Source organism: Streptomyces sp. NPDC007205 (assembly GCF_040634095.1).
Classification (GTDB): domain Bacteria; phylum Actinomycetota; class Actinomycetes; order Streptomycetales; family Streptomycetaceae; genus Streptomyces.
Genome location: NZ_JBEYEW010000018.1, coordinates 105,457 through 129,676, shown reverse-complemented (window position 1 = coordinate 129,676; position 24,220 = coordinate 105,457). Strand labels below are relative to the sequence as shown.

Sequence of the window (24,220 nt, the reverse complement as noted above, 5' to 3'; positions counted from 1 at the left end):
GGGGAGGGACCGTATCCGGCCGCACTGACAGCACCGTCGGGTCCTAGCCGACCCCCGCCAGCCGCAGCACCGCGGCCGTTGCCGCCGCGCCGAGCACCACCACCGCGAACGGTGCCCGGCGCCAGGCCAGCACGGCCGCGACCAGGACCCCGGCGGGCCGGGCCCAGCCCGCGAAGCCGCCGGACTCCGTCAGCGCGCCGGTGGCCAGGAGGGCGACGAGCAGCACCACGGCCCCGGCGGAGGCGAGTTCCTGCGCCCGGGCCGGTATCTCGACCCGCCCGCGCAGCACCGGCCCCACCAGCCGGAAGGCATACGTGCCCAGGGCCAGCACGAGGATCACGAGGACAGCGGCGTTCATACGGCGGCCTCCACGGGCTGTCGGCGATGCAGGAAGAGCCCCGCCAGGGCGAGCAGCACCGGCACTCCGGCGGGCACGGCGGGTGTCGCCGCGAGGGCGATGACGGCACCGAGCACGGCACACCGCCGTACCGCCGCCTCCCCCCGCAGCTGGGGCAGCACCAGCGCGACCAGCACCGCGGGAAACGCGGCGTCGAGTCCGTACCGGGCCGTGTCGCCCAGCGCGCCGCCGGCGAGCGCACCGGCCAGCACCCCGATGTTCCACACGGCGAACAGGCCGAGCCCGGATATCCAGAACGCCCGCCGCTGCCGTACCGGGTCTGGCTGGGCGAGGGCGAAGGCGACCGTCTCGTCGGTGACCAGGTGGGCGCCGAGGAAACGGGCCGCCCGTCCGGTCCCGAGGATCTCGGCGACGGCCAGACTGAACGCGGCCGTACGGGTGTTCAGCAACAGCCCGGTCGCCGCGGCCGCGATCGGGCCGCCCCCGGCGAGCAGCACCCCCACCGCGCTGAACTGGGCCGATCCCGCGTACACCACCAGTGACATCAGCACCGGCACCCACACCGGTAGCCCGCCCGCGACCGACACGGCACCGAAGGAGACGCCGACGACACCGCTCGCGAGCCAGACGAGAGAGCTGTCGCGGAACAGGGAACGGTCACTGGGTGTTCGGAGAAGCGAACGCATGTTTTCTAGAATGGACAGTGGACCTACTGTCCGTCAAGCCGAACGATCGTACCGATGGAGCGAACGACATGTCCGAGCCTCCCGCCCGGCTCCCCCTGGAGTGGATCGCCGCATCGCTCAAGCGGGAGCGCGCCCGCACCGGGCTCTCCCTGTCCGAGCTGGCCAAGCGCGCCGGAATCGCGAAGTCCACGCTCTCCCAGCTGGAGACGGCGAGCGGCAATCCCAACGTGGAGACGCTCTGGGCGCTCGCGGTCGCGCTGGGCGTGCCGTTCAGCGCGCTGGTGGAGCCGCCGGTGACGAGCGTCCAGGTGATCCGGGCCGGCGAGGGCCCGGCGGTCGCCTCGGCGCATGCGGACTTTGTCGCCACCCTGTTGTCCGCGAGCCCTCCTTCGGCCCGGCGGGACATCTACCGCCTGAGCGCCGAGCCCGGGGCGGCCCGCGTCTCGGAACCGCACATCCCCGGCACGGTCGAGCATCTGATCGTGAGCTCCGGCCGGGTGAAGGCGGGCCCGGCGGGGAAGGAGGCCGAACTCGGTCCCGGGGATTACATGACCTACAGGGGAGATGTGCCGCACTCCTACGAAGCGCTGGAGCCGGGCACGACCTTCGTTCTCGTCATGCAGCACACATAGTCATCCAGTACGCGTAGAGAATTCGCGCAGAATTCATCAACGGCCGGGGGAAAGGCAGGAGCCCCGTCGCCGGAACGGCGCGGGGCTCCTTGGGTACTGCTCTCAGGTTCTGCGATCAGGCAGTGATCAGACGGGGGTGACGTTCTCCGCCTGCGGACCCTTCGGGCCCTGCGTCACGTCGAAGCTCACCTGCTGGTTCTCCTCGAGGGAGCGGAAGCCGGAGGCGTTGATCGCGGAGTAGTGAACGAAGACGTCGGGGCCGCCGCCCTCCTGGGCGATGAAGCCAAAGCCCTTTTCGGCGTTGAACCACTTAACGGTTCCGGTAGCCATAAGCCCTCCTTGGGCCCAAAAGGGTTGCCCTGCTCCAGAACCTGCACGTGCGAAACGGTGCTGCGCAACTGCATACGTCTGAAAACGACGAGAGCCTGCGGTTACATGCTCCGCAGGCTCTGTACTGCAAGGGAAACCAAACTGCAACTTGCGGCAAGCCTAGCATCCGGGCACCCGAAAGCAATAGAGGGAAAGATCACTTCACCCGGACGTTTGAACGGCCGTTGGGTCATTTGACGTCGTGGTGACCGCGGGGCCGGTCCCGGCACCGTACCGCAGTGGGGCTAGTGTCCCGATGTGGACAATTCTCGCACCCGGCCGCGCGTCGGCCACATCCAGTTCCTGAACTGCCTGCCCCTGTACTGGGGGCTCGCGAGAACCGGCACCCTCCTCGACTTCCAGCTGACCAAGGACACCCCGGAGAAGCTCAGCGAGCAGCTCGTGCGCGGCGACCTCGACATCGGCCCCGTCACCCTCGTCGAGTTCCTGAAGAACGCCGACGACCTGGTCGCCTTCCCGGACATCGCCGTCGGCTGCGACGGCCCGGTGATGTCCTGCGTGATCGTCTCGCAGGTCCCGCTGGACCGGCTGGACGGCCGCCGGGTCGCCCTCGGTTCGACCTCCCGCACCTCGGTCCGCCTCGCCCAGCTCCTCCTGGCCGACCGCTACGGCGTCCGGCCCGACTACTACACCTGCCCGCCCGACCTCAGCCTGATGATGCAGGAGGCGGACGCGGCGGTCCTGATCGGCGACGCGGCACTGCGGGCGAACCTGCTGGACGGCCCGCGCTACGGCCTGGAGGTCCACGACCTCGGCGCGCTCTGGAAGGAGTGGACCGGCCTGCCGTTCGTCTTCGCGGTCTGGGCGGCCCGCCGCGACTACGCCGACCGCGAGCCGGACATCACCCGCCAGGTCCACCGGGCCTTCCTCGAATCCCGCAACCTCTCCCTGGAGGAGGTCGCCAAGGTCGCCGAACAGGCCGCCCGCTGGGAGGCCTTCGACGAGGCGACGCTGGCGCAGTACTTCACCACCCTCGACTTCAGCTTCGGCTCCCCGCAGCTGGAGGCGGTCGCCGAGTTCGCCCGCCGGATCGGCCCGACGACCGGCTTTCCGGCGGACGTGAAGGTGGACCTGCTGCGTCGGTGACCAGGTGTCACTAGGCTGATGACGACAGGCCCGGACACGGGCCTGCAGTACGGGCCTTGAGTACAAGCCTTGAGTACGGGCCTTGAGGTCGGAGGCGTTGGGGGGAGCGCGCCATGCAGCCGCTGGACGTGGACGAGCCGGCCACCGTCGGGCCCTACCGGCTGCTCGGCCGGCTCGGCGCCGGTGGCATGGGCCGGGTCTATCTCGGCCGCAGCGCGGGCGGCCGTACGGTCGCGGTCAAGATCGTGCATCCGCACTTCGCGCTGGACGAGGAGTTCCGCGCCCGCTTCCGGCGCGAGGTGGCTGCCGCCCGCCGGGTCGGCGGCGCCTGGACCGCGCCCGTCCTGGACGCGGACCCCGACGCCCCGGTGCCCTGGGTCGCCACCGCCTACGCGGCCGGCCCGTCCCTCGCCGCGGCCGTCACCGACACCGGCCCGCTGCCCGCGCACACCGTACGGGCCCTGGGTGCGGGCCTCGCCGAGGCGCTGACGGCCGTACACGAACGGGAGCTCGTGCACCGGGACGTGAAGCCGTCCAACGTCCTGCTGACCCTCGACGGACCGTTGCTGATCGACTTCGGTATCGCGCGGGCCATGGACGGCACGGCGTCCCTGACGTCCACCGGTGTCTCGGTCGGCTCCCCGGGTTACATGGCACCCGAGCAGATCCTCGGCAAGGGCGTCACGGGTGCGGCCGACGTATTCTCCCTCGGCGCGGTCCTCGTCCACGCGGCCACGGGAGACGCACCCTTCCGCGGTGACTCCTCGGCCGCGCTGCTCTACAAGGTCGTCCACGAGGAGCCCGAACTCGGCCCGCTCGACGGCGAGCTGCGCGAGGTCGCCGCGGCCTGCCTGGCCAAGGATCCGGCGGCCCGGCCCCGTCCCGCCGACGTGAGCCGACGGCTCGCCCCGGAAGGTGCCACCCGCCTGATCGCCGGCGGCTGGCTGCCGGGCCCCCTGGTGGAACAGGTCAGCCGCAGCGCCGTCCGCCTGCTCAACCTGGACACGGGGGAGACGGTGCGATCGGGGCCCGTTGCCTTCGACCGGCCTGCGGTGACGGGGTCGCCGACACCGGCGTCGGCTTCTGATTCGGCGTCGGGTCCGGTCTCCGCCACGGGTCCGGTCTCCGCCACGGGTCCGGTCTCCGCCACGGGTGCGGTCTCCGCCCCCGCCGAGGCGAACTCCTTCACTGGAGCCGGTGCTTTCGGGCCCGCGCCCGTGATGAACCCGCAGGGCCCTGGGACGTCGGCGCCTTCCGGGTCGGCGGGCGGTGCGGCCGGGGTTTCTCCGGAGTCCGCGACCGGTGTGGACGGCGTGCCACCCGGGGCGCCGACCGTCGTGCCCGCGCCGCGGGACGCGCCGCCGCCCGGCCGGGTCTCCGTCAGCCTCGCGGCGGCCTCCGCGCCGGCAGAGGGCGGCCGGGGTCGCCGGCTGAGCTGCACGATGGTGCTGGCGGTCGCCGGAGCGCTGGCCGTGGTGTCCCTGGTGCTCGGCGCGGTGCTGCGGCCCTGGTTCCAGAACGACAGTGACGCGGGCGCGGGCAGCGCCCCTCGCTCCCCGGCACCGAGCGCGGCGTACAGCAGTGCCCCCGGCAAAAGCCCCCGGCCCGGTGCGATCCCGGCCCGCTACCTCGGCACCTGGGAAGGGCAGGGCAGCGAACTCGGGCTGCCCGCGGGCACCTTCCGGATCACCGTTCACCAGGCCGCGGTCGGCCAGGAGTTGGGACGGCTCCGGAACACCGACCAGGTCGGCGGCGTGTGCACGGACGTCCTCACCCTGAAGAAGGTGACGAAGTCCCGGATCCTCGCGACCTCGGTGGGCGCCCAGGACAACCCCGGGCACTGTGTGGCGAGCCCGCGCCAGGTCGAACTGACCCCGGTCGGCGACGACCTGCAGTTCACTTCGGACAGCGCGGCCGAGGGCAATGCGCAGGCCCGTATGTCGAAGGTCGGATGAGGACCGTGAGCGCGACGGGGAGCGGGACCGGATGAGCACAGGGGCGCTGATGGCCGCCGCCGCACTGTGGGGTGCCCTGGCGGGTGCGCTGCTGCCCCGCGCCGCCTACCGTTTCGCCGTCCCCTCCGGTGAGCCGTGGCGGGACCACTGCCCGGACGGCCACCCGCTGCGGGGCTGGATCGGCCGGACAGGGTGCGGCGCGTGCGGAGGAGAAGGGCACGGGCAGGAGAAGGGACACGGACAGGGGAAGGGACAGGGACAGGGACAGCGCACGGAGGTGCTCCCTGCCGCCCTCGCCACCGCGCTGACCTGCGCCGCTCTCGCCGCCGCGACCGGTACCCGGCCGGAACTGGCGGTCTGGCTGCTGCTCGCGCCCGTCGGAGTGCTGCTGGCCGTGGTCGACCTCAGGGTGCAGCGACTGCCCGACCCGCTGACCCTGCCCCTCGCCGGGGCCGCCCTCGCCCTGCTGGGCCTCGCCGCGCTGCTGCCCGAGCACGCCGGCCACTGGCTCACCGCGCTGTACGGGGCCCTCGCGCTCGGCGCCGGCTACTACGCGCTGTACCTCATCAACCCGGCGGGCATGGGCTTCGGCGACGTGAAGCTGGCCGTCGGCGTGGGCGCCGTACTCGGCTGGTACGGCTGGTCCACGGTCCTGCTCGGCGCCTTCGCCGGCTTCCTGCTCGGTGCCCTGTACGGCGGCGCCCTCGTCGTCGTACGGCGTGCGGGCCGCAAGTCGGTGATTCCGTTCGGCCCGTTCCTGTTGGCCGGTGCCTTGGCCGGCCTGCTGATCGGCGCGTACGCGGCCTGACGTCTTTGCGGGAAAGGGGCTGGCGTAGGCTGGTGCGGTCCGTCCACAACCCTTACGAACCTTGCGAAAGGGACGCCCGGTGACCGAGAAGGCCGACCTCCAGTCCGTCCTCGACCGTGCCGCCGCCGGTGGGCGGATCACCCCGCAAGAGGCGCTCGTGCTCTACCGCGACGCCCCGCTGCACGCCCTGGGCGCCGCCGCCGACGCCGTACGCCGCCGCAAGTACGCCGGCATCGAGCACATCGCGACGTACATCGTCGAGCGGAACATCAACTACACGAACGTGTGTGTCACGGCGTGCAAGTTCTGCGCGTTCTACGCGGCCCCCAAGGACAAGGACAAGGGCTGGACCCGCGACCTCGACGACATCCTGCGCCGCTGCGCGGAGACCGTCGAGCTGGGCGGCACCCAGATCATGTTCCAGGGCGGCCACCACCCGGACTACGGCGTCGAGTACTACGAGAAGCACTTCAAGGCCATCAAGGACGCCTTCCCGCAGCTCGTCATCCACTCGCTGGGCGCGTCCGAGGTCGACCACATGGCCCGTATCTCCGGTGTGTCGGTCGAGGAGGCCATCACCCGGATCCACGAGGCCGGCCTGGACTCCTTCGCGGGCGCCGGCGCGGAACTGCTCCCCGAGCGCCCCCGCAAGGCCATCGCGCCCCTCAAGGAGTCCGGCGAGCGCTGGCTGGAGATCATGGAGACCGCGCACCGGCTGGGCGTGGAGTCCACCTCCACCATGCTGATGGGCACCGGCGAGACCAACGCCGAGCGGATCGAGCACCTGCGGATGATCCGGGACGTCCAGGACCGTACGGGCGGCTTCCGTGCCTTCATCCCGTACACCTACCAGCCCGAGAACAACCACCTGAAGGGCCGGACGCAGGCCACGATCTTCGAGTACCTCCGGATGATCGCCATCGCCCGCCTCTTCCTCGACAACGTCCAGCACATCCAGGGCTCCTGGCTGACCACGGGCAAGGAGGTCGGCCAGCTCTCCCTGCACTACGGCGCGGACGACCTCGGCTCGATCATGCTGGAGGAGAACGTGGTCTCCTCGGCCGGCGCCAAGCACCGCTCCAACCGCCTGGAGATCATCGACCTGATCCGCAAGGCGGGCCGCGTACCGGCGCAGCGGGCCACGACGTACGAGCACCTCGTCGTCCACGACGACCCGGCGAACGACCCCGTCGACGAGCGGGTGATGTCCCACATCTCGTCGACCGCCATCGAGGGCGGCACGGCCCACCCCGAACTGAAACTGCTGGCGTCGAACTAGGGGCGCCTTGCTGACGATCCACGCCGACTCCCAGGGCCACGCCCTCGCCGTCGAGGGCGAGCGGGTCGCGGCTGCCGGCCCCCTGGAGGAGCTTGCCGCCGCGTACCCGCACGCGCGCGTGCGCACCTGGCCCGGCATCCTGACGTCCGGGTTCGTCAACCTCCACGGCAACGAGCTGCTGGAGGAGACGTACCACCCGGATCCCCGGGAGGCCGACGCCCTCGGTACCGAGCCGCTGACCGGCGACGCGCTGACCGCGCTCGCGCTCGACGACGCCCGCTGGGGCGCGAGCGCCCGGCGCGGGGTGCAGCGCATGCTGGCCCACGGCACGGTCGCGGCAGCCTGCGAACCGCTCCGCAACCGCGCGGTCCAGGACGCCGTGCGGCGCACCGGCCTGGTGCTCACTGGCCGGCAGGGGCGCCCCGGCGGCGTCCCCTCCCTGGACCCTCTCGCCTCCGGCCTGCCGCCCGTGACGCCGCCCCCGCGCACCCCGGGCTCCGCTGCCCGCTTCGCGGTCTTCGACGTACACGACGAGGCCGAACTCACCGAGCGAGGAACGGCGACATGTGTGGCGACGGTGCTGGCGGGCCGCCTGGTGTTCAGGCGCCGATAGGCCCGCGGCGCGCAGGAAGCCGACGCTCCTGCCGTGCGACCCGGCTGCAACAATGGGCGGGTGACCCGCGCTTCCCTGAACAAGCAGCCGCACGAAGTCGCCTCGATGTTCGACGACGTGGCGGAACGGTACGACCTGACGAACGCCGTGCTGTCGCTCGGCCAGGACCGGAACTGGCGAAAGGAGGTGGCGAAGGCGGTCGACGCGCGCCCCGCGCAGAAGGTCCTGGACCTCGCCGCCGGCACGGCCACCTCCTCGCTGCCCTTCGCGCGGACGGGCGCGTACGTCGTCCCCTGCGACTTCTCGGTCGGGATGCTCCACGTCGGCAAGAAGAAGTACACCTGGCTGCCGTTCACGGCGGGGGACGCGACCAAGCTGCCGTTCAAGGACGGCACCTTCGACGCCGTCACCATCTCCTTCGGGCTGCGCAACGTCCAGGACACGGATGCGGCCCTGCGGGAGATGTACCGGGTGACCCGCCCCGGCGGCCGTGTGGTGATCTGCGAGTTCTCCACCCCGACCTGGGCGCCGTTCCGCACCGTCTACACCGAGTACCTGATGCGCGCCCTGCCGCCGGTCGCGCGCGTGGTCTCCTCGAACCCGGACGCCTACGTCTACCTCGCCGAGACCATCCGTGCCTGGCCCGACCAGCCCGCCCTTGCCGAAAGGCTGCGGAAGGCGGGCTGGTCGAAGGTGGCCTGGCGCAACCTCACGGGCGGTGTGGTCGCCCTGCACCGGGGCTTCAAGGAGAGCTGAGCCGTCTCTTTCCGGAGCGGCGGGCTCAGCGGTTGATCATCTCGAAGGCGTCGCCGGGCTCACCGAGTTCGCGTTGGAGCCCGCCCGTGGGCGGCCGCGGGATGCGTGGCTCGCGCACGCCCCCGCCGCCCTCTCCCTCACCGAAGTCGAACCACACGTACACCATCGACTCCCGCGGCACCTCGGCGCCGGGCTGCGGGTACTGGCGTACGACGTAGTCGACGACCGTGAGGTGGAAGTCCGGGCGGTCCGGCGCGTTGAGGAACAGGCCCCGCGCCCGGGCCGTTTCGCGCGCGTCCACGGCCATCAGTCCGACCAGCCGCGGCACGCGCACTTCGGGTGTTTTGGGTGTTATACGCACAGATGTCACCCCCAGCGGTACTGGAAGGGTAACTCCCGTGCGCCCGAGCCGGAAGGAGTTGGTGGCTTTCTGTAACAGACAACTACGCTGCGTCACTTGTGCGGGTGTCGAGGGCGAGCCGGAAGCAGAGCGCCGACTCGTTCAGCGTGGGATGCGGGTAGGTCTCCGCCGGCCGCATCCCGAGCCGCCGGGTCACCGCGACCGACCGCTCGTTGCCCGGCCGGACCATCGCCACCACCTCCGGCACCCCGGCCGCCCGCACCCGCTCCAGCGTCTCGCGCGCGGCCGCGGTGACGTACCCCTTGCCCCAGTGCGCCCGGCCCAGCCGCCAGCCGATCTCGATCTCGCCGACCGGCCCCCAGTCGGGCCGCCACGGCTGCGCTCCGGTGAAGCCGACGACCTCCCCGGACTCGTCCAGCAGGGTCCACAGACAGAAGCCGAGTTCCGCGTCGTGCCGCCGCTGGCGCGCGGTGAGTTCCTCGTAGACCGACAGCGCGGCCGGCCTGCCGCCGTAGAACTCCATGACCTCGGGGTCGGCGAAGACCTGGTGCCAGGCGATCGCGTCCTCGTGGGTCGGAACGCGCAGCCGTACCGCGGGGAGGGGTCGGTTCACAGGGCAGCCCTTCAGCCGGGTGGTCAATTCTGCTGAATAGACTGCCCATGTCCAGTGCCGGTCGGCACGCAGATTTCGAACTTGGGGAGATCCCGCCGTGACCGTCGAGACCGAGCCCCACTCCGAGCGAGCCCCCGAGCCCTTCTCCGGGGACACGGCCGATGTCATCGTCGTCGGCGCGGGGCCGGCCGGCTCCACGACGGCGTACCACCTCGCCAAGGCCGGTCTCGACGTCCTGCTCCTGGAGAAGACCGAGTTCCCGCGTGAGAAGGTCTGCGGCGACGGCCTCACCCCGCGTGCGGTGAAGCAGCTCGTGGCGATGGGCATCGACATCTCCGAGGAGGCCGGCTGGCTGCGCAACAAGGGCCTGCGCATCATCGGCGGCGGCTCCCGCCTCCAGCTGGACTGGCCGGAACTGGCCTCCTACCCGAACTACGGACTGGTCCGCAAGCGCGACGACTTCGACGAGCAGCTCGCCCGCAACGCCCAGAAGGCGGGGGCGCGGCTGTACGAGCGCTGCAACGTGAGCGGCCCGGTCGTCGACGACCGCACCGGCCGGATCACCGGCGTCACCGCCAAGCTCGGCGAGGAGAAGCGCGAGGTCACCTTCCACGCGCCTCTGGTGGTGGCCGCCGACGGCAACTCCACCCGCCTGTCCCTGGCGATGGGCCTGCACCGCCGTGAGGACCGCCCGATGGGCGTCGCGGTCCGGACGTATTTCGAGAGCCCCCGCCACGAGGACGACTACCTGGAGTCCTGGCTGGAACTGTGGGACCGCCGCGGCCCCCAGGACCGTCTGCTGCCCGGCTACGGCTGGATCTTCGGCATGGGCGACGGCACGTCGAACGTGGGCCTCGGCGTGCTGAACACCTCCGCCGCCTTCAAGGAGCTGGACTGGCGCGAGATCCTCAAGGCCTGGTGCGCCTCCATGCCCGAGGACTGGGGCTACACCCCCGAGAACATGACCGGCCCCATTCGCGGCGCCGCCCTGCCCATGGCCTTCAACCGCCAGCCGCACTACACGCGCGGACTGCTGCTCGTCGGCGACGCCGGCGGCCTGGTGAACCCCTTCAACGGCGAGGGCATCGCCTACGCCATGGAGTCCGGCCAGATCGCCGCCGACGTCATCGTCCAGGCACACGCGCGTGCCACGCCCGCCCAGCGCGAGATCGCCCTGCAGCGCTACCCGCGCGTCCTCAAGGACACCTACGGCGGCTACTACACCCTCGGCCGCGCCTTCGTGAAGCTCATCGGCAACCCGAAGGTCATGCAGATCGCCGCCCAGCGCGGCCTCACGCACCCGATGCTGATGAAGTTCACCCTCAAGCTCCTCGCGAACCTCACCGACCCCACGGGCGGCGACGCGATGGACCGCATCATCAACGGCCTGAGCAAGGTGGCCCCGAAGGCGTGAGCCTTTCCCAGGGCCTCTGCTAGGCCCGGCTCAGTTCCGCGGCCCTGGCGGCCCGGCGGGCGAACACCTCGTCCCGCCGGTCCGCCATCTGCCGCAGCGCGTCCCTTTTCTCCCGCTTGGAGAGCCGATCCAGGTAGATGTACCCGTTGGTGTGGTCGGTCTCGTGGATGAGGCAGCGCGCGAAATACCCCGTGCCCTCGATGACGACCGGCCGGCCGTCCTTGTCCTGCCCGCGTACGACGGCCCGGTCCGGCCGCGGTACGGCCATCACGGCACCCGGTACCGACAGGCAGCCATCGCCCTCGTCCAGCAGTCGTCGCCCGCGCGTGGGCGTTTCGAGCACCGGATTGACGACGTGTCCGACATGCCGGACACCATCGTCATCGGGGCAGTCATACACGAAAAGCCGGAGATCGACCCCTACCTGATTCGCCGCCAGTCCCGCCCCTTCGGCGACATACAGGGTGAGGAACATGTCGTCGATGAGTGCGGCGAGGTCGGGCCCGAACTCCGTGACGTCCCGGCACGGCTTGTGCAGGACCTCCTCACCGGCCACGGTGATCCGGCGCACCGCACCACGCCGGGCCTCCGGGGCGTGGCGGGGGTAGTGGTCGGCGGGCCTTCCCTGTACGAACGCGCGTGGCATCGCGCGGTCTCCTTCGCTCATGGACGGACCGCCGGGCGGCGGCCCGTGCCGAGCATGTCAGGAACACCGCCCTGGCGTGCCGGGAACGAACGCAAGGGCCGCTGCCCCCGAGCGGCTGCGGCCCTACGCGCGTTGAGAGGCGCGGGAGTGCTCAGAGCACCCGCACGGCGCCGGTCGGCGGGTCGTACGACAGCGGGTGCTCCCCGACGCCGCTGGAGGGGTTCTGCGCGCCGACGAACATGCCGTCGCCCACGTACACCGCGACGTGGTAGGCGCTGCCCGCGCTGCCCCAGTACAGGATGTCACCCGGCTGCAGGTCGCTCAGCGACACCTGGGTGCCCTGGGTCGACTGGTCCTGCGAGACGCGCGGCAGGCTGATGCCCACCTGCTTGAAGGCCGTCTGCACCAGGCCGGAGCAGTCGTACGCCGTCGGGCCGGTGGCGCCGGAGACGTACGCCTTGCCGATCTGCGCCTTGACGAAGCTGATGACGGCCGCGGCCGAGCCGGTGGCCGTGGACGTGCTCGTGGAGGTGCTGCCGGTGTCCGTCGTGGCGGAGAGCGTCGTACGCTCCGCGTTGCGGGAGGCGCGCGCTGCGGCCTCCTTGCGGGCGGCCTCCTGGGCCTTCTTCTTGGCCTCGGCGGCCTTCTGCTTCGCCTCGGCGAGGTCCGCCTTGGCCTGCTTCGCGGCCTTTGCGGCGGCCGCGTCACGCTCGGCCTGCAGCTGGTAGTTCGCGGCGGCCTGCTGGGTGGCGTCCGCGGACTTGGCCGCCTGAGCGGCCAGGTCGGCCGTCAGGGTGGGCAGTTCGAGGGTCTGCGTCACCGGCTCGGCCGCGTTCGCCGAGCCGGACGCCCCGGCGACTGCCAGGGTGCTGAGGACGCCACCGGCAACTCCGGCCCGCATCGCGAGGGTCGACGCGCTGCGGCGGGGCTTCCGGTGGCTGCGTATGTGAGCGGTGTGGGACATGGGAACAAGCGGTACCAGGGGCTCCTTCATATCTTCAAGAAACGTGTGCTGCGCCACAGTTGCTCAATCGAGACCCAGAATCCCGGGCGTGTCGCTCTTTATTGACGCCGTAACGGACATTGCGGACGTCGGTGATCAAGCCCTTGATCACGGTGTTTGATCATTACGTCCGGATTGCCCCCCGCTTACCACCGGTTGGGGTCGTTGGCCAAGCCCGGTTCTTAGGAGCCTCTCATTGATGTGGCGGAGGTCACGGAACGGTTACCGGTAGCGCGGCGTCCCGTGCGCGCGGCGCTCGTGAACGCATGCACGTGCCCGCACCTCCGTCCACACCGCACCCACGGCTCCCTCTGATGTGTGAACGCCGCCCACTACCAGGCACCTGCGTCCAGCACCAATTTGCATGCAGCGGAACTCTCTTGATATGGAGACGCACCCTCCGGCCTGCGGTGACAAGCGAAAATGTCACTTCTGGTGATCAACTGAACGCTTCGCGTATGAAGATCACCCATCATCCGACTTCATGATCCTTCGTCAGGTGGTGGAGATCACAAAGCTTGTGGAATACCCCGTGTCGCAGATCACAGACCGGCGGGCATAAGATGCGTGGCAACTGGGCTTGTGACCTGCTTCACATGTTCTCGATCTTCGCCCGGGACGACGGGGCTCGTGGGACCGGTGAGGCGGAAGTGAGCGCAGTGCACCAGTGCAACCGCCAGCAGTCAGCGCCGACTGAGAGGAGCGAGGAGCGGTGAACGCGTATGCGCCCATCCTCGTACTGGGAGCCCTCGGGGCAGGCTTTGCGATCTTCTCCGTGGTCATGGCCACGCTGATCGGTCCGAAGCGGTACAACCGCGCCAAGCTCGAGGCCTACGAGTGCGGTATCGAGCCGACCCCCACGCCGGCCGGCGGCGGGCGCTTCCCCATCAAGTACTACCTGACGGCGATGCTCTTCATCGTCTTCGACATCGAGATCGTCTTCCTCTACCCCTGGGCCGTCACCTTCGACGCCCTGGGGATCTTCGGGCTCGTGGAGATGCTGCTCTTCGTGCTCACCGTCTTCGTCGCGTACGCGTACGTATGGCGGCGCGGCGGCCTGGAATGGGACTGAGGGGCTTAAAAGACATGGGACTCGAAGAAAAGCTGCCGAGCGGCTTCCTGCTGACCACCGTGGAGCAGGCCGCGGGCTGGGTGCGCAAGGCGTCCGTCTTCCCCGCCACCTTCGGCCTCGCCTGCTGCGCCATCGAGATGATGACCACCGGCGCCGGCCGTTACGACCTGGCGCGCTTCGGCATGGAGGTCTTCCGCGGCTCACCGCGCCAGGCCGACCTGATGATCGTCGCCGGCCGGGTCAGCCAGAAGATGGCGCCGGTGCTCCGGCAGGTCTACGACCAGATGCCCAACCCGAAATGGGTGATCTCCATGGGCGTCTGCGCCTCCTCGGGCGGCATGTTCAACAACTACGCGATCGTCCAGGGCGTCGACCACATCGTCCCGGTCGACATCTACCTGCCGGGCTGCCCGCCCCGCCCCGAGATGCTGATGGACGCGATCCTCAAGCTCCACCAGAAGATCCAGTCCTCCAAGCTCGGCGTCAACGCCGAGGAAGCGGCCCGCGAGGCGGAGGAGGCGGCGCTCAAGGCCCTGCCCACGATCGAGATGAAGGGGCTGCTGCGGTGAGCGACGCGAACGGAAACGGCGCAGGCGGCGTGAACGGCTCCGCGAAGGGGGCGAACGGCTCCGCGAACGGGGTGAACGGCTCCGCGAACGGGGTGAACCCCGAGAAGGACCTCTCCGCCTCCAACCTCCCCGGCCAGCGCGGCCAGGGCGGCGAGGAGATCCGCGTCCAGCGCGGCATGTTCGGCGCCAGCAACGGCGGCGACACCTCCGGCTACGGCGGCCTGGTCCGCTCGGTCCGGCTCCCGGGACCGGCGAGCCGCCCCTACGGCGGCTGGTTCGACGAGGTCGCCGACGAACTGGAAGGCGCCCTGGAGGAACAGGGACTCCTCCCGGACAACGCCATCGAGAAGACGGTCGTCGACCGCGGCGAGCTGACCTTCCACATCGAACGCGAGTACCTGCTCCGCGTCGCCCGCACCCTGCGCGACGACCCGGCCCTGCGCTTCGAACTGTGCACCGGCGTCAGCGGCGTCCACTACCTGCACGACAAGGGCCGCGAGCTGCACGCCGTCTACCACCTGCGCTCGATCACCCACAACCGGCTGATCCGCCTCGAAGTCAGCGCCCCCGACGCCGACCCGCGCATCCCGTCCCTCGTCTCCGTCTACCCGACCAACGACTGGCACGAGCGCGAGACCTACGACTTCTTCGGGATCGTCTTCGACGGTCACCCGGCCCTGACCCGGATCATGATGCCGGACGACTGGCAGGGCCACCCGCAGCGCAAGGACTACCCCCTCGGCGGCATCCCCGTCGAGTACAAGGGCGCCCAGATCCCGGCTCCGGACCAGCGGAGGTCGTACTCGTGAGCAGCACCCAGTCAGCAGCCGCCCGGGAAACCACCGAGGGCACCGTCTATACGGTCACCGGTGGCGACTGGGACGAGGTCGTCCAGTCCGCGACCCGCGCCGACGACGAACGCATCGTCGTCAACATGGGTCCCCAGCATCCCTCCACCCATGGAGTGCTCCGTCTGATCCTGGAGATCGACGGCGAGACGGTCACCGAGGCCCGCTGCGGCATCGGCTATCTGCACACCGGCATCGAGAAGAACCTCGAGTACCGCACGTGGACGCAGGGCACCACCTTCGTCACGCGCATGGACTACCTGACGTCCTTCTTCAACGAGACCGCCTACTGCATCGCCGTCGAGAAGCTCCTCGGCATCGAGGACGACATCACCGAACGCGCCAAGATCATCCGGGTGCTCCTGATGGAGCTGAACCGCATGTCCTCCCACCTGGTGTGCATCGCCACCGGCGGCATGGAGCTCGGCGCGACCACGATCATGATCTACGGCTTCCGTGATCGTGAAATGATTCTCGACCTCTACGAGCTCATCACGGGCCTTCGGATGAACCACGCGTACATCCGCCCCGGCGGACTCGCCCAGGACCTTCCACCCGGCGCGGTGGACCAGATCCGCGAGTTCGTGAAGAAGATGAAGAAGAACCTCCCGGAGTACGACAAGCTCGCCACCGGGAACCCCATCTTCAAGGCCCGTATGCAGGACATCGGCTACCTCGACCTGGCCGGCTGCATGGCCCTCGGCGCCACCGGCCCGATCCTGCGCTCCACCGGCCTGCCGCACGACCTGCGCAAGGCGCAGCCGTACTGCGACTACGAGACGTACGACTTCGAGATCCCGACCGCCGACACCTGCGACGCCTACGGCCGCTTCCTGGTCCGGCTGGAGGAGATGCGCCAGTCGCTCAGGATCGTCGAACAGTGCCTGGACCGGCTCGCACCCGGCCCGGTCATGGTCGCCGACAAGAAGATCGCCTGGCCCGCCCAGCTCGCCCTGGGACCGGACGGACTCGGCAACTCCCTCGACCACATCAAGAAGATCATGGGTACCTCCATGGAGGCCCTGATCCACCACTTCAAGCTCGTCACCGAGGGTTTCCGCGTCCCGCCGGGGCAGGCGTACGCGGCCGTCGAGTCCCCCAAGGGCGAACTCGGCGTGCACGCCGTCTCCGACGGCGGCACCCGCCCCTACCGGGTCCACTTCCGCGACCCGTCCTTCACCAACCTGCAGGCCATGGCGGCGATGTGCGAAGGCGGCCAGGTCGCCGACGTCATCGTCGCCGTCGCGTCCATCGACCCCGTGATGGGAGGCGTCGACCGGTGACCACCTCTTCTTCGGAGCGGGGCGTCAGCCTGGGCATGCCCGAACTGCCCGCGCCCGCGTACCCGGACGACGTCCGGGCCCGGCTGGAGGCGGACGCGCGCGAGGTGATCGCGCGCTACCCCGACTCCCGGTCGGCCCTGCTGCCGCTGCTCCACCTCGTGCAGTCCGAGGAGGGCCATGTCACGCGCACCGGAATGCAGTTCTGCGCGGACATGCTGGGCCTGACCACCGCCGAGGTCACCGCCGTCGCCACCTTCTACACCATGTACCGGCGGGGGCCGTCCGGTGACTACCAGGTCGGCGTGTGCACCAACACACTGTGCGCGGTGATGGGCGGCGACGCGATCTTCGAGACCCTCCAGAACCACCTGGGCGTCGGCAACGGCGAGACAACCGACGACGGCAAGGTCACCCTGGAGCACATCGAGTGCAACGCGGCCTGCGACTTCGCCCCGGTCGTGATGGTCAACTGGGAGTTCTTCGACAACCAGACGCCCGGCAGCGCCAAGCGCCTGGTCGACGATCTGCGCGCGGGACGGCCCGTACAGCCCACGCGCGGGGCGCGGCTGTGCACGTTCAAGGAGACCGCGCGGATCCTGGCCGGCTTCCCCGACGAGCGGCCCGGGGCCGTCGAGGAGGGCGGCAGTGCGGGACCGGCGTCGCTGGTGGGCCTTCGCCTGGCAAGGGGAGAGACCGCACCCGCGCGCGTGGTCCATCCGCGCGGAGGTCCGCAGAAGGAACAGCAGGACAGGGTGCACGAGCCGTCGCCGGCCGAGCACCTCAGCTCCCATGACGCGCCGCAGGAGACGTCGGCCTCCGACCCGGCTCACCCCGCAGGGCCTACCGCAGAGGAGGGGGAGTGATGACCGTGGCAGCCGAACTGAAGGACTCGAGCCCCGAGAAGCTGCTCGCACCCGTGCTGTCGGCCTTCTGGGACGAGGACCGGTCCTGGACTCTGGACGTCTACCGGAGGCACGAGGGGTACGAGGGGCTCCGCAAGGCGCTCGCCATGTCGCCGGACGACCTGATCGCGTACGTCAAGGACTCCGGGCTGCGTGGCCGCGGCGGCGCGGGATTCCCGACCGGAATGAAGTGGCAGTTCATTCCGCAGGGTGATGGAAAACCGCACTATCTAGTTGTCAACGCCGACGAGTCGGAGCCCGGGACCTGCAAGGACATCCCGCTCCTCTTCGCGAACCCGCATAGCCTCATCGAGGGCATGGTGATCGCGTGCTATGCCATCAGGTCGTCGCATGCCTTCATCTATCTGCGTGGTGAAGTCGTCCCCGTTCTGCGGCGGTTGCACGAGGCCGTGCGCGAGGCCTACGCGGCGGGCTACCTCGGCGAGAACATCCTGGGCAGCGGGCTCGACCTCCAGCTCACCGTGCACGCGGGCGCCGGCGCGTACATCTGCGGTGAGGAGACCGCACTGCTCGACTCGCTCGAAGGCCGCCGTGGTCAACCGCGGCTCCGTCCCCCCTTCCCTGCGGTGGAAGGCCTCTATGCCTGTCCGACTGTTGTGAACAACGTCGAGTCGATCGCGTCGGTTCCCGCGATCCTGAAAAACGGGAAAGACTGGTTCAGGTCGATGGGCAGCGAGAAGTCCCCGGGCTTCACGCTGTACTCGCTCAGCGGCCACGTCGCCAGCCCCGGCCAGTACGAGGCCCCGCTGGGCATCACGCTCCGCCAGCTCCTCGACATGAGCGGCGGCATGCGCCCCGGCCACCGGCTGAAGTTCTGGACGCCGGGCGGCTCCTCTACACCGATGTTCACCGACGAGCACCTCGACGTCCCCCTGGACTACGAGGGCGTCGGCGCCGCCGGCTCGATGCTCGGCACCAAGGCGCTGCAGTGCTTCGACGAGACGACCTGCGTGGTGCGGGCGGTGACCCGCTGGACCGAGTTCTACGCCCACGAGTCCTGCGGCAAGTGCACACCGTGCCGAGAAGGGACGTACTGGCTGGTGCAGTTGCTGCGGGACATCGAGGCCGGCAAGGGCGTCATGTCCGACCTCGACAAGCTCGCCGACATCGCCGACAACATCAACGGCAAGTCCTTCTGCGCCCTCGGCGACGGCGCCGCGTCCCCGATCTTCTCCTCGCTGAAGTACTTCCGCGAGGAGTACGAGCAGCACATCACGGGCCGGGGCTGCCCCTTCGACCCGGCCAAGTCGACGGCCTGGGCGGACCGCCCGGAGGTGAACGCATGACCGTGACCACCAACGCTCCCGCGGGTGGCGGAGAGGCGGCGGTCCCGCCGGAAGACCTCGTCACGCTGACGATCGACGGCATCGAGATCAGCGTGCCCAAGGGCACCCTGGTCATCCGGGCCGCCGAGCAGCTCGGCATCGAGATCCCCCGGTTCTGCGACCACCCCCTGCTCGATCCCGCCGGCGCCTGCCGCCAGTGCATCGTCGAGGTCGAGGGCCAGCGCAAACCGATGGCCTCCTGCACCATCACATGCACCGACGGCATGGTGGTGAAGACCCAGCTCACCTCGCCGGTCGCCGAGAAGGCCCAGCACGGCGTGATGGAGCTGCTGCTCATCAACCACCCGCTGGACTGCCCGGTCTGCGACAAGGGCGGTGAGTGCCCGCTGCAGAACCAGGCCATGTCGCACGGCAACGCCGAATCCCGCTTCGACGGCAAGAAGCGCACCTACGAAAAGCCCGTACCGATCTCCACGCAGGTGCTGCTCGACCGCGAGCGGTGCGTGCTGTGCGCCCGCTGTACCCGGTTCTCCAACCAGATCGCGGGCGACCCGATGATCGAGTTGATCGAGCGGGGCGCGCTCCAGCAGGTCGGCACCGGCGAGGGCGACCCGTTCGAGTCGTACTTCTCCGGCAACACCATCCAGATCTGCCCGGTCGGTGCCCTCACCTCGGCGGCCTATCGTTTCCGCTCCCGCCCCTTCGACCTCGTCTCCTCTCCGTCGGTCTGCGAACACTGCTCCGGCGGCTGCGCCACCCGCACCGACCACCGGCGCGGCAAGGTCATGCGGCGGCTCGCCGCCAACGACCCCGAGGTCAACGAGGAGTGGATCTGCGACAAGGGACGCTTCGCGTTCCGGTACGCGCAGCTCAGGGACCGCCTCGACACGCCCCTGGTGCGCAACGCCGACGGTGTCCTGGAGCCCGCGTCCTGGCCCGAAGCCCTGGAGGCGGCGGCGCGGGGCCTGACCGCAGCCCGCTCCCGTGCCGGTGTCCTCATCGGCGGCCGGCTGACCGTCGAGGACGCCTACGCGTACAGCAAGTTCGCGCGCGTGGCGCTCGACACGAACGACATCGACTTCCGCGCGCGCGTGCACAGCGGCGAGGAAGCCGACTTCCTGGCGTCCCGGGTGGCCGGCCGAGGCCGTGACCTCGACAGTACGGGCGTCACGTACACCGCCCTGGAGAAGGCTCCGGCCGTGCTGCTGGTCGGCTTCGAGTCGGAGGAGGAGGCACCCGGCGTCTTCCTGCGGCTGCGCAAGGCCTGGCGCAAGCACAGGCAGCAGGTGTTCGCGCTGGCCACGCACGCGACCCGGGGCCTGCAGAAGGCGGGCGGCAGCCTGCTGCCGGCCGCGCCGGGCACCGAGACCGAGTGGCTGGACGCCCTCGCGAGCGGCGTCGGCCTGGAGGAGCCCGGGGCGAGGGCCGCGGAGGCCCTGCGCACCGACGGCGCGGTCATCGTCGTCGGTGAGCGGCTCGCCTCGGTCGCCGGCGGCCTCACCGCCGCCGTACGGGCCGCCACCTCGACCGGCGCCCAGCTGGCGTGGATTCCGCGCCGGGCCGGTGAGCGGGGCGCCATCGAGGTGGGCGCACTGCCGTCGCTGCTGCCCGGCGGCCGCCCGGCGACCGATCCCCGCGCGCGGGAGGAGGTCGCGGCCGTCTGGGGACTCGCCGAGCTCCCGCTGCGCTACGGCCGCGACACCCACCACATCGTCGAGGCCGCCGCCACCGGCGAACTCTCCGCACTCGTGGTCGCCGGGGTGGAGGTCGCCGACCTGCCCGACCCGGCACGCGCGCGTGAAGCACTCCGCGGTGCCGGCTTCCTGGTGTCGCTGGAACTGCGGCCCAGCGAGGTCACCGAGCACGCCGACGTCGTCCTGCCGGTCGCCGCGGTCGCCGAGAAGGCGGGCACCTTCCTCAACTGGGAAGGCAGGGTGCGTTTCTTCGAGGCGGCCCTCAAGCCCGAGCAGATGACCCGCCGCCTGGCACCGACCGACGCGCGCGTGCTGCAGATGCTGGCCGACGCCATGGACGTCCACCTGGGCCTGCCGGATCTTCGCACCACGCGCGCGGAGATCGACCGGCTCGGCGCCTGGGACGGCCCGCGCGCCGCCGAGCCCCAGGAGTCCGCAGGCGTGCTGCCCCGCCCGGCCGTCGGCGAGGCCGTACTCGCCGGGCACCGGCTGCTGCTGGACCAGGGTGTCCTGCAGGAGGGTGACGAGGCGCTCGCCGGCACCCGGCACGCCGCACACGCGCGCGTGTCCTCCGCGACGGCCGCCGAGACAGGCGTCAAGGACGGTGACGTCCTCGCCGTCACCGGACCCGCAGGCACCGTCGAACTCCCGGTGCAGATCACCGAGATGCCCGACCGGGTGGTCTGGCTCCCGCTGAACTCCGTCGGCGCCGGCGTCGCCTCCGGCACCGGGGCACAGCCCGGCTCCCTCGTCCGCATCGGCCCGGCGGCACTCGCCGAACAGGCCCCCAAGGAGGTGGAGGCATGAGCCCGTACCTCGCAGCTGAAGACCTCTCGATGTTCGGCCGTGACCCCTGGTGGCTGGTCGTCATCAAGGCCGTGTTCTGCTTCGCCTTCCTGATGGTGACCGTACTGTTCTCCATCGTCTGGGAGCGCAAGGTCGTCGCCTGGATGCAGCTGCGCATCGGCCCCAACCGGCACGGCCCCTGGGGGATGCTCCAGTCGCTGGCCGACGGTGTGAAGCTGATGCTCAAGGAAGACATCATCGTCAAGCGCGCGGACAAGGTGGTCTACGTCCTCGCGCCGATCGTCGCGGCCATCCCGGCCTTCATGGCGATCGCGGTGATCCCCTTCGGACCGGCCGACAACGAGATCTCGGTCTTCGGCCACCGCACCGCGATGCAGCTGACCGACCTGCCGATCGCGATGCTCTACATCCTCGCGGTCGCCTCCGTCGGCATCTACGGCATCGTTCTTGCGGGTTGGAGTTCTGGATCCACCTATCCGCTCCTCGGCGGCCTGCGCTCCTGCGCGCAGATGATCTCCTACGAGATCGCCATGGGCGCCGCGTTCGCCTCGGTGTTCCTTTACTCGGGATCGATGTCGACGTCCAGGATCGTGGAACAGCAGCACGACCGCTGGTACATCCTGCTGCTGCCCGTCTCCTTCATCCTCTACATCGTCACGATGGTCGGCGAGACCAACCGCGCCCCCTTCGACATGCCGGAGTCCGAAGGCGACCTCGTGGGCGGCTTCAACACCGAGTACTCGTCCATCAAGTTCGCGATGTTCATGCTCGCCGAGTACGTGAACATGGTGACGGTCTCGGCCGTCTCGACCACCCTGTTCCTCGGCGGCTGGCGCGCCCCGTGGCCGATCAGCTCCTTCTGGGAGGGCGCGAACCACGGCTGGTGGCCGTTGCTGTGGTTCGTCATCAAGGTCCAGCTGCTGCTGTTCTTCTTCATCTGGCTGCGCGGCACGCTCCCCCGGGTCCGCTACGACCAGCTGATGAAGCTCGGCTGGAAGGTTCTCATCCCCGTCTCCGTGACCTGGCTGATGCTGGTGGCGACCGTACGGGCCCTGCGCAACGAGCACTACGACTTCGCCGACATCGCCCTCTACGTGGGCGGCGGAGTCCTCGCCCTGCTGCTGATCTCCTTCGTCGCCGACATGTTCCGCGAGAAGACCAGGACGGCCGGTCAGTCCGCCGCCGAACAGGCCGGATTCGACCCGATGGCGGGCGGGTTCCCCGTGCCGCCGCTGCCCGGTCAGGAACTGCCGCCGGTGCCGAGGCGCCGCCCGCGTCGCGGACGGGAGCTGATTGTCAGTGGCGGATCGGACACTGTCAGTGACGGACCTTCGGATGGAAAGGAGGCGTCCGATGGCTGAGGAGCCCAAGGAGACCAAGCCCGGTTTCCAGAACCCCGTAGCCGGCTTCGGCGTGACCTTCAAGGCCATGTTCAAGAAGCGGCTGACCGAGCAGTACCCGGAGCAGAAGAAAACCACGGCTCCGCGGTTCCACGGACGGCACCAGCTCAACCGCCATCCGGACGGCCTCGAGAAGTGCGTCGGCTGCGAGCTGTGCGCGTGGGCCTGCCCCGCCGACGCCATCTACGTGGAGGGCGCCGACAACACCGACGAGGAACGCTACTCGCCGGGCGAGCGGTACGGCCGCGTCTACCAGATCAACTACGCCCGCTGCATCCTGTGCGGGCTGTGCATCGAGGCGTGCCCCACGCGCGCGCTGACGATGACCAACGAGTTCGAACTGGCCGACTCCAGCCGCGCCAACCTCATCTACACCAAGGAGCAGCTCCTCGCCGGCCTCGAAGAGGGCATGGTCGACACACCACACGCGATCTTCCCGGGAACGGACGAACAGGACTACTACCGGGGCCTGGTCACACACGCCGCGCCCGGCACGGTCCGCCAGGTCGCCCCCTCCGAGGGCGAGGTCCCGCAGGAGGCCGCGTCGACCTTCGGTGAGGACGAACCGGCCTCGGAGAAGGTGATCGGCCGATGATGACGCACCTCGCCGCCTACACCACCTCCACCGGTGAGGCCTTCCAGTTCTGGGCCCTCGGCACCGTCGCGGTGATCGGCGCCCTGTGCACCGTCTTCATGAAGAAGGCCGTGCACAGCGCGCTGTGCCTGGCCGGCACCATGATCGTCCTGGCGGTGTTCTACCTCGCCAACGGCGCCTACTTCCTGGGCATCGTGCAGATCGTCGTCTACACCGGCGCGATCATGATGCTGTTCCTGTTCGTGGTGATGCTCGTCGGCGTGACGGCAGCGGACTCGCTGAAGGAGACCATCAAGGGCCAGCGCTGGCTGGCCCTTCTGTGTGGGGTCGGCTTCGGCGTCCTGCTGCTCACCGGCATCGGGAACGCCTCCCTGAAGGAGTTCGACGGCGCCGGCCAGGCCAATGCGAACGGCAACGTGGAGGGCCTCGCCTCCCTCATCTTCACCAGGTACGTCTTCGCCTTCGAAATCACCGGCGCCCTGCTGATCACGGCGGCCGTCGGCGCCATGGTGCTCACACACCGCGAGCGCACCGAGCGTGCCAAGACCCAGCGCGAGCTGTCCGAACAGCGCGTCCGCGAGGGCATCCACCTACCTCCGCTGCCCGCCCCGGGTGTCTACGCCCGGCACAACGCGGTCGACATCGCGGGCCTGCTCCCCGACGGCACCCCGTCCGAGCTGAGTGTCAACAAGACGCTGCGCGAACGCGGCCAGATCCGTGACGTGTCCGCGGAAGCGCTCAACGATCTCCGTGCACTGGAACAGCGCGCGGAGGACCGCCTGGAGCGCACGACGATCGAACCGGCGACGTTCAAGCGGCCCGAGGAGGCGTCGAAGTGAACCCGGTCAACTACCTCTACCTCGCCGCCCTGTTGTTCACGATCGGCGCGACCGGCGTACTGATCCGGCGCAACGCCATCGTGGTCTTCATGTGCATCGAGCTGATGCTGAACGCCTGCAACCTCGCGTTCGTCACCTTCTCCCGGATGCACGGCAACCTCGACGGCCAGATCATCGCCTTCTTCACGATGGTCGTCGCCGCCGCGGAGGTCGTGGTGGGCCTCGCGATCATCGTGTCGCTGTTCCGTACCCGCCACTCGGCCTCGGTCGACGACGCCAGCCTGATGAAGCTGTAAGGGGTCGG

The 24,220-nt window shown here is 69.9% G+C and carries 26 protein-coding genes; 19 read left to right on the top strand and 7 right to left on the bottom strand.

All coding sequences use genetic code 11. The annotated features are described in order from the left end of the window. Positions 1-43 precede the first annotated feature (43 nt). Both ABZ624_RS27165 and ABZ624_RS27160 read right to left on the bottom strand, forming a co-directional pair. Positions 44-358, bottom strand: coding sequence for an AzlD domain-containing protein (locus ABZ624_RS27165; protein WP_360094136.1), 315 nt, complete (start codon positions 356-358; stop codon positions 44-46). Next, positions 355-1,044, bottom strand: a complete 690-nt coding sequence (locus tag ABZ624_RS27160) for an AzlC family ABC transporter permease (RefSeq protein WP_360094132.1) — start codon at positions 1,042-1,044, stop codon at positions 355-357. Before ABZ624_RS27160 ends, ABZ624_RS27165 begins: the two co-directional genes overlap by 4 nt. A gap of 68 nt (positions 1,045-1,112) precedes the next feature. Here ABZ624_RS27160 and ABZ624_RS27155 point away from each other — a divergent pair, with 68 nt between their 5' ends. Beyond that, positions 1,113-1,676, top strand: coding sequence for an XRE family transcriptional regulator (locus tag ABZ624_RS27155; protein ID WP_360094129.1), 564 nt, complete (start codon positions 1,113-1,115; stop codon positions 1,674-1,676). Between the two features lie 126 nt (positions 1,677-1,802). Here the strand turns inward: ABZ624_RS27155 and ABZ624_RS27150 are convergent, their stop codons facing one another. Beyond that, complete coding sequence (locus tag ABZ624_RS27150) at positions 1,803-2,006, bottom strand: cold-shock protein (protein ID WP_003992177.1); 204 nt, start codon at positions 2,004-2,006, stop codon at positions 1,803-1,805. A gap of 297 nt (positions 2,007-2,303) precedes the next feature. Here ABZ624_RS27150 and ABZ624_RS27145 point away from each other — a divergent pair, with 297 nt between their 5' ends. The 6 genes from ABZ624_RS27145 (at position 2,304) to ABZ624_RS27120 (ending at position 8,563) form a co-directional block, all read left to right on the top strand. After that, positions 2,304-3,152, top strand: coding sequence for a menaquinone biosynthesis protein (locus ABZ624_RS27145; protein WP_360094126.1), 849 nt, complete (start codon positions 2,304-2,306; stop codon positions 3,150-3,152). A 113-nt stretch (positions 3,153-3,265) separates the two neighbouring features. Continuing rightward, on the top strand, positions 3,266-5,107 hold the full coding sequence (locus ABZ624_RS27140; protein WP_360094123.1) for a protein kinase: 1,842 nt from the start codon (positions 3,266-3,268) through the stop codon (positions 5,105-5,107). A 31-nt stretch (positions 5,108-5,138) separates the two neighbouring features. Beyond that, on the top strand, positions 5,139-5,915 hold the full coding sequence (locus tag ABZ624_RS27135) for an A24 family peptidase (protein WP_360094120.1): 777 nt from the start codon (positions 5,139-5,141) through the stop codon (positions 5,913-5,915). Positions 5,916-5,994: 79 nt separating this feature from the next. Continuing rightward, positions 5,995-7,194 (top strand): cyclic dehypoxanthinyl futalosine synthase, encoded by a 1,200-nt coding sequence (gene mqnC, locus ABZ624_RS27130; RefSeq protein ID WP_360094117.1) that lies wholly within the window; start codon positions 5,995-5,997, stop codon positions 7,192-7,194. Between the two features lie 7 nt (positions 7,195-7,201). Then, positions 7,202-7,807 carry a hypothetical protein gene (locus ABZ624_RS27125; RefSeq protein ID WP_360094114.1) on the top strand — a complete coding sequence of 202 codons (606 nt, stop codon included), beginning with the start codon at positions 7,202-7,204 and terminating at the stop codon, positions 7,805-7,807. Positions 7,808-7,867: 60 nt separating this feature from the next. Further along, entirely contained in the window at positions 7,868-8,563 is a 696-nt protein-coding gene (locus tag ABZ624_RS27120; RefSeq protein WP_360094111.1) for a demethylmenaquinone methyltransferase, read from the top strand. A 25-nt stretch (positions 8,564-8,588) separates the two neighbouring features. Here ABZ624_RS27120 and ABZ624_RS27115 read toward each other — a convergent pair whose 3' ends face one another. Further along, positions 8,589-8,897 (bottom strand): PASTA domain-containing protein, encoded by a 309-nt coding sequence (locus ABZ624_RS27115; protein WP_360094108.1) that lies wholly within the window; start codon positions 8,895-8,897, stop codon positions 8,589-8,591. A gap of 109 nt (positions 8,898-9,006) precedes the next feature. After that, entirely contained in the window at positions 9,007-9,537 is a 531-nt protein-coding gene (locus tag ABZ624_RS27110; RefSeq protein ID WP_360094105.1) for a GNAT family N-acetyltransferase, read from the bottom strand. A 97-nt stretch (positions 9,538-9,634) separates the two neighbouring features. Here ABZ624_RS27110 and ABZ624_RS27105 point away from each other — a divergent pair, with 97 nt between their 5' ends. Then, on the top strand, positions 9,635-10,951 hold the full coding sequence (locus ABZ624_RS27105; RefSeq protein ID WP_360094102.1) for a geranylgeranyl reductase family protein: 1,317 nt from the start codon (positions 9,635-9,637) through the stop codon (positions 10,949-10,951). Positions 10,952-10,970: 19 nt separating this feature from the next. On the opposite strand, the gene def is transcribed toward ABZ624_RS27105, so the two are convergent. Both def and ABZ624_RS27095 read right to left on the bottom strand, forming a co-directional pair. Beyond that, positions 10,971-11,597 carry a peptide deformylase gene (gene def / locus ABZ624_RS27100; RefSeq protein ID WP_360094099.1) on the bottom strand — a complete coding sequence of 209 codons (627 nt, stop codon included), beginning with the start codon at positions 11,595-11,597 and terminating at the stop codon, positions 10,971-10,973. A gap of 151 nt (positions 11,598-11,748) precedes the next feature. Beyond that, a complete protein-coding gene (locus tag ABZ624_RS27095) occupies positions 11,749-12,561 on the bottom strand; it encodes a C40 family peptidase (RefSeq protein ID WP_360094095.1) in 813 nt (270 codons plus the stop codon). A 751-nt stretch (positions 12,562-13,312) separates the two neighbouring features. Between ABZ624_RS27095 and ABZ624_RS27090 the strand changes: the two genes are divergently transcribed. The 11 genes from ABZ624_RS27090 (at position 13,313) to nuoK (ending at position 24,212) form a co-directional block, all read left to right on the top strand. After that, positions 13,313-13,672 (top strand): NADH-quinone oxidoreductase subunit A, encoded by a 360-nt coding sequence (locus ABZ624_RS27090; RefSeq protein ID WP_003992243.1) that lies wholly within the window; start codon positions 13,313-13,315, stop codon positions 13,670-13,672. A gap of 14 nt (positions 13,673-13,686) precedes the next feature. Then, positions 13,687-14,241 carry an NADH-quinone oxidoreductase subunit B gene (locus tag ABZ624_RS27085; protein ID WP_007383964.1) on the top strand — a complete coding sequence of 185 codons (555 nt, stop codon included), beginning with the start codon at positions 13,687-13,689 and terminating at the stop codon, positions 14,239-14,241. A 71-nt stretch (positions 14,242-14,312) separates the two neighbouring features. After that, on the top strand, positions 14,313-15,050 hold the full coding sequence (locus ABZ624_RS27080) for an NADH-quinone oxidoreductase subunit C (protein ID WP_360094234.1): 738 nt from the start codon (positions 14,313-14,315) through the stop codon (positions 15,048-15,050). Beyond that, positions 15,047-16,372, top strand: coding sequence for an NADH-quinone oxidoreductase subunit D (locus ABZ624_RS27075; protein WP_360094092.1), 1,326 nt, complete (start codon positions 15,047-15,049; stop codon positions 16,370-16,372). The genes ABZ624_RS27080 and ABZ624_RS27075 overlap by 4 nt, the downstream gene beginning before the upstream one ends. Next, entirely contained in the window at positions 16,369-17,235 is an 867-nt protein-coding gene (nuoE, locus tag ABZ624_RS27070) for an NADH-quinone oxidoreductase subunit NuoE (RefSeq protein WP_360094089.1), read from the top strand. The genes ABZ624_RS27075 and nuoE overlap by 4 nt, the downstream gene beginning before the upstream one ends. Next, positions 17,232-18,581: an NADH-quinone oxidoreductase subunit NuoF gene (gene nuoF, locus ABZ624_RS27065; protein WP_360094086.1), complete on the top strand. Its 1,350-nt coding sequence runs from the start codon at positions 17,232-17,234 to the stop codon at positions 18,579-18,581. Before nuoE ends, nuoF begins: the two co-directional genes overlap by 4 nt. Continuing rightward, positions 18,578-21,082 (top strand): NADH-quinone oxidoreductase subunit G, encoded by a 2,505-nt coding sequence (locus ABZ624_RS27060; RefSeq protein ID WP_360094083.1) that lies wholly within the window; start codon positions 18,578-18,580, stop codon positions 21,080-21,082. Before nuoF ends, ABZ624_RS27060 begins: the two co-directional genes overlap by 4 nt. Further along, positions 21,079-22,443: an NADH-quinone oxidoreductase subunit NuoH gene (gene nuoH, locus ABZ624_RS27055; protein ID WP_360094080.1), complete on the top strand. Its 1,365-nt coding sequence runs from the start codon at positions 21,079-21,081 to the stop codon at positions 22,441-22,443. Before ABZ624_RS27060 ends, nuoH begins: the two co-directional genes overlap by 4 nt. Then, complete coding sequence (gene nuoI, locus ABZ624_RS27050) at positions 22,436-23,077, top strand: NADH-quinone oxidoreductase subunit NuoI (RefSeq protein WP_360094077.1); 642 nt, start codon at positions 22,436-22,438, stop codon at positions 23,075-23,077. Before nuoH ends, nuoI begins: the two co-directional genes overlap by 8 nt. After that, complete coding sequence (locus tag ABZ624_RS27045; protein WP_360094074.1) at positions 23,074-23,916, top strand: NADH-quinone oxidoreductase subunit J; 843 nt, start codon at positions 23,074-23,076, stop codon at positions 23,914-23,916. The genes nuoI and ABZ624_RS27045 overlap by 4 nt, the downstream gene beginning before the upstream one ends. Continuing rightward, positions 23,913-24,212 (top strand): NADH-quinone oxidoreductase subunit NuoK, encoded by a 300-nt coding sequence (gene nuoK / locus ABZ624_RS27040; RefSeq protein ID WP_023547474.1) that lies wholly within the window; start codon positions 23,913-23,915, stop codon positions 24,210-24,212. The genes ABZ624_RS27045 and nuoK overlap by 4 nt, the downstream gene beginning before the upstream one ends. The last annotated feature ends 8 nt before the right edge of the window (positions 24,213-24,220 follow it).

Bases quoted from the DNA above. Each gene is read 5' to 3' on its own strand.
- ABZ624_RS27165 (WP_360094136.1), bottom strand. From the start codon at position 358: ATGAACGCCGCTGTCCTCGTGATCCTCGTGCTGGCCCTGGGCACGTAT.
- ABZ624_RS27160 (WP_360094132.1), bottom strand. From the start codon at position 1,044: ATGCGTTCGCTTCTCCGAACACCCAGTGACCGTTCCCTGTTCCGCGAC.
- ABZ624_RS27155 (WP_360094129.1), top strand. From the start codon at position 1,113: ATGTCCGAGCCTCCCGCCCGGCTCCCCCTGGAGTGGATCGCCGCATCG.
- ABZ624_RS27150 (WP_003992177.1), bottom strand. From the start codon at position 2,006: ATGGCTACCGGAACCGTTAAGTGGTTCAACGCCGAAAAGGGCTTTGGC.
- ABZ624_RS27140 (WP_360094123.1), top strand. From the start codon at position 3,266: ATGCAGCCGCTGGACGTGGACGAGCCGGCCACCGTCGGGCCCTACCGG.
- ABZ624_RS27135 (WP_360094120.1), top strand. From the start codon at position 5,139: ATGAGCACAGGGGCGCTGATGGCCGCCGCCGCACTGTGGGGTGCCCTG.
- def (WP_360094099.1), bottom strand. From the start codon at position 11,597: ATGCCACGCGCGTTCGTACAGGGAAGGCCCGCCGACCACTACCCCCGC.
- ABZ624_RS27095 (WP_360094095.1), bottom strand. From the start codon at position 12,561: ATGTCCCACACCGCTCACATACGCAGCCACCGGAAGCCCCGCCGCAGC.
- ABZ624_RS27085 (WP_007383964.1), top strand. From the start codon at position 13,687: ATGGGACTCGAAGAAAAGCTGCCGAGCGGCTTCCTGCTGACCACCGTG.
- ABZ624_RS27060 (WP_360094083.1), top strand. From the start codon at position 18,578: ATGACCGTGACCACCAACGCTCCCGCGGGTGGCGGAGAGGCGGCGGTC.
- nuoH (WP_360094080.1), top strand. From the start codon at position 21,079: ATGAGCCCGTACCTCGCAGCTGAAGACCTCTCGATGTTCGGCCGTGAC.
- nuoI (WP_360094077.1), top strand. From the start codon at position 22,436: ATGGCTGAGGAGCCCAAGGAGACCAAGCCCGGTTTCCAGAACCCCGTA.
- ABZ624_RS27045 (WP_360094074.1), top strand. From the start codon at position 23,074: ATGATGACGCACCTCGCCGCCTACACCACCTCCACCGGTGAGGCCTTC.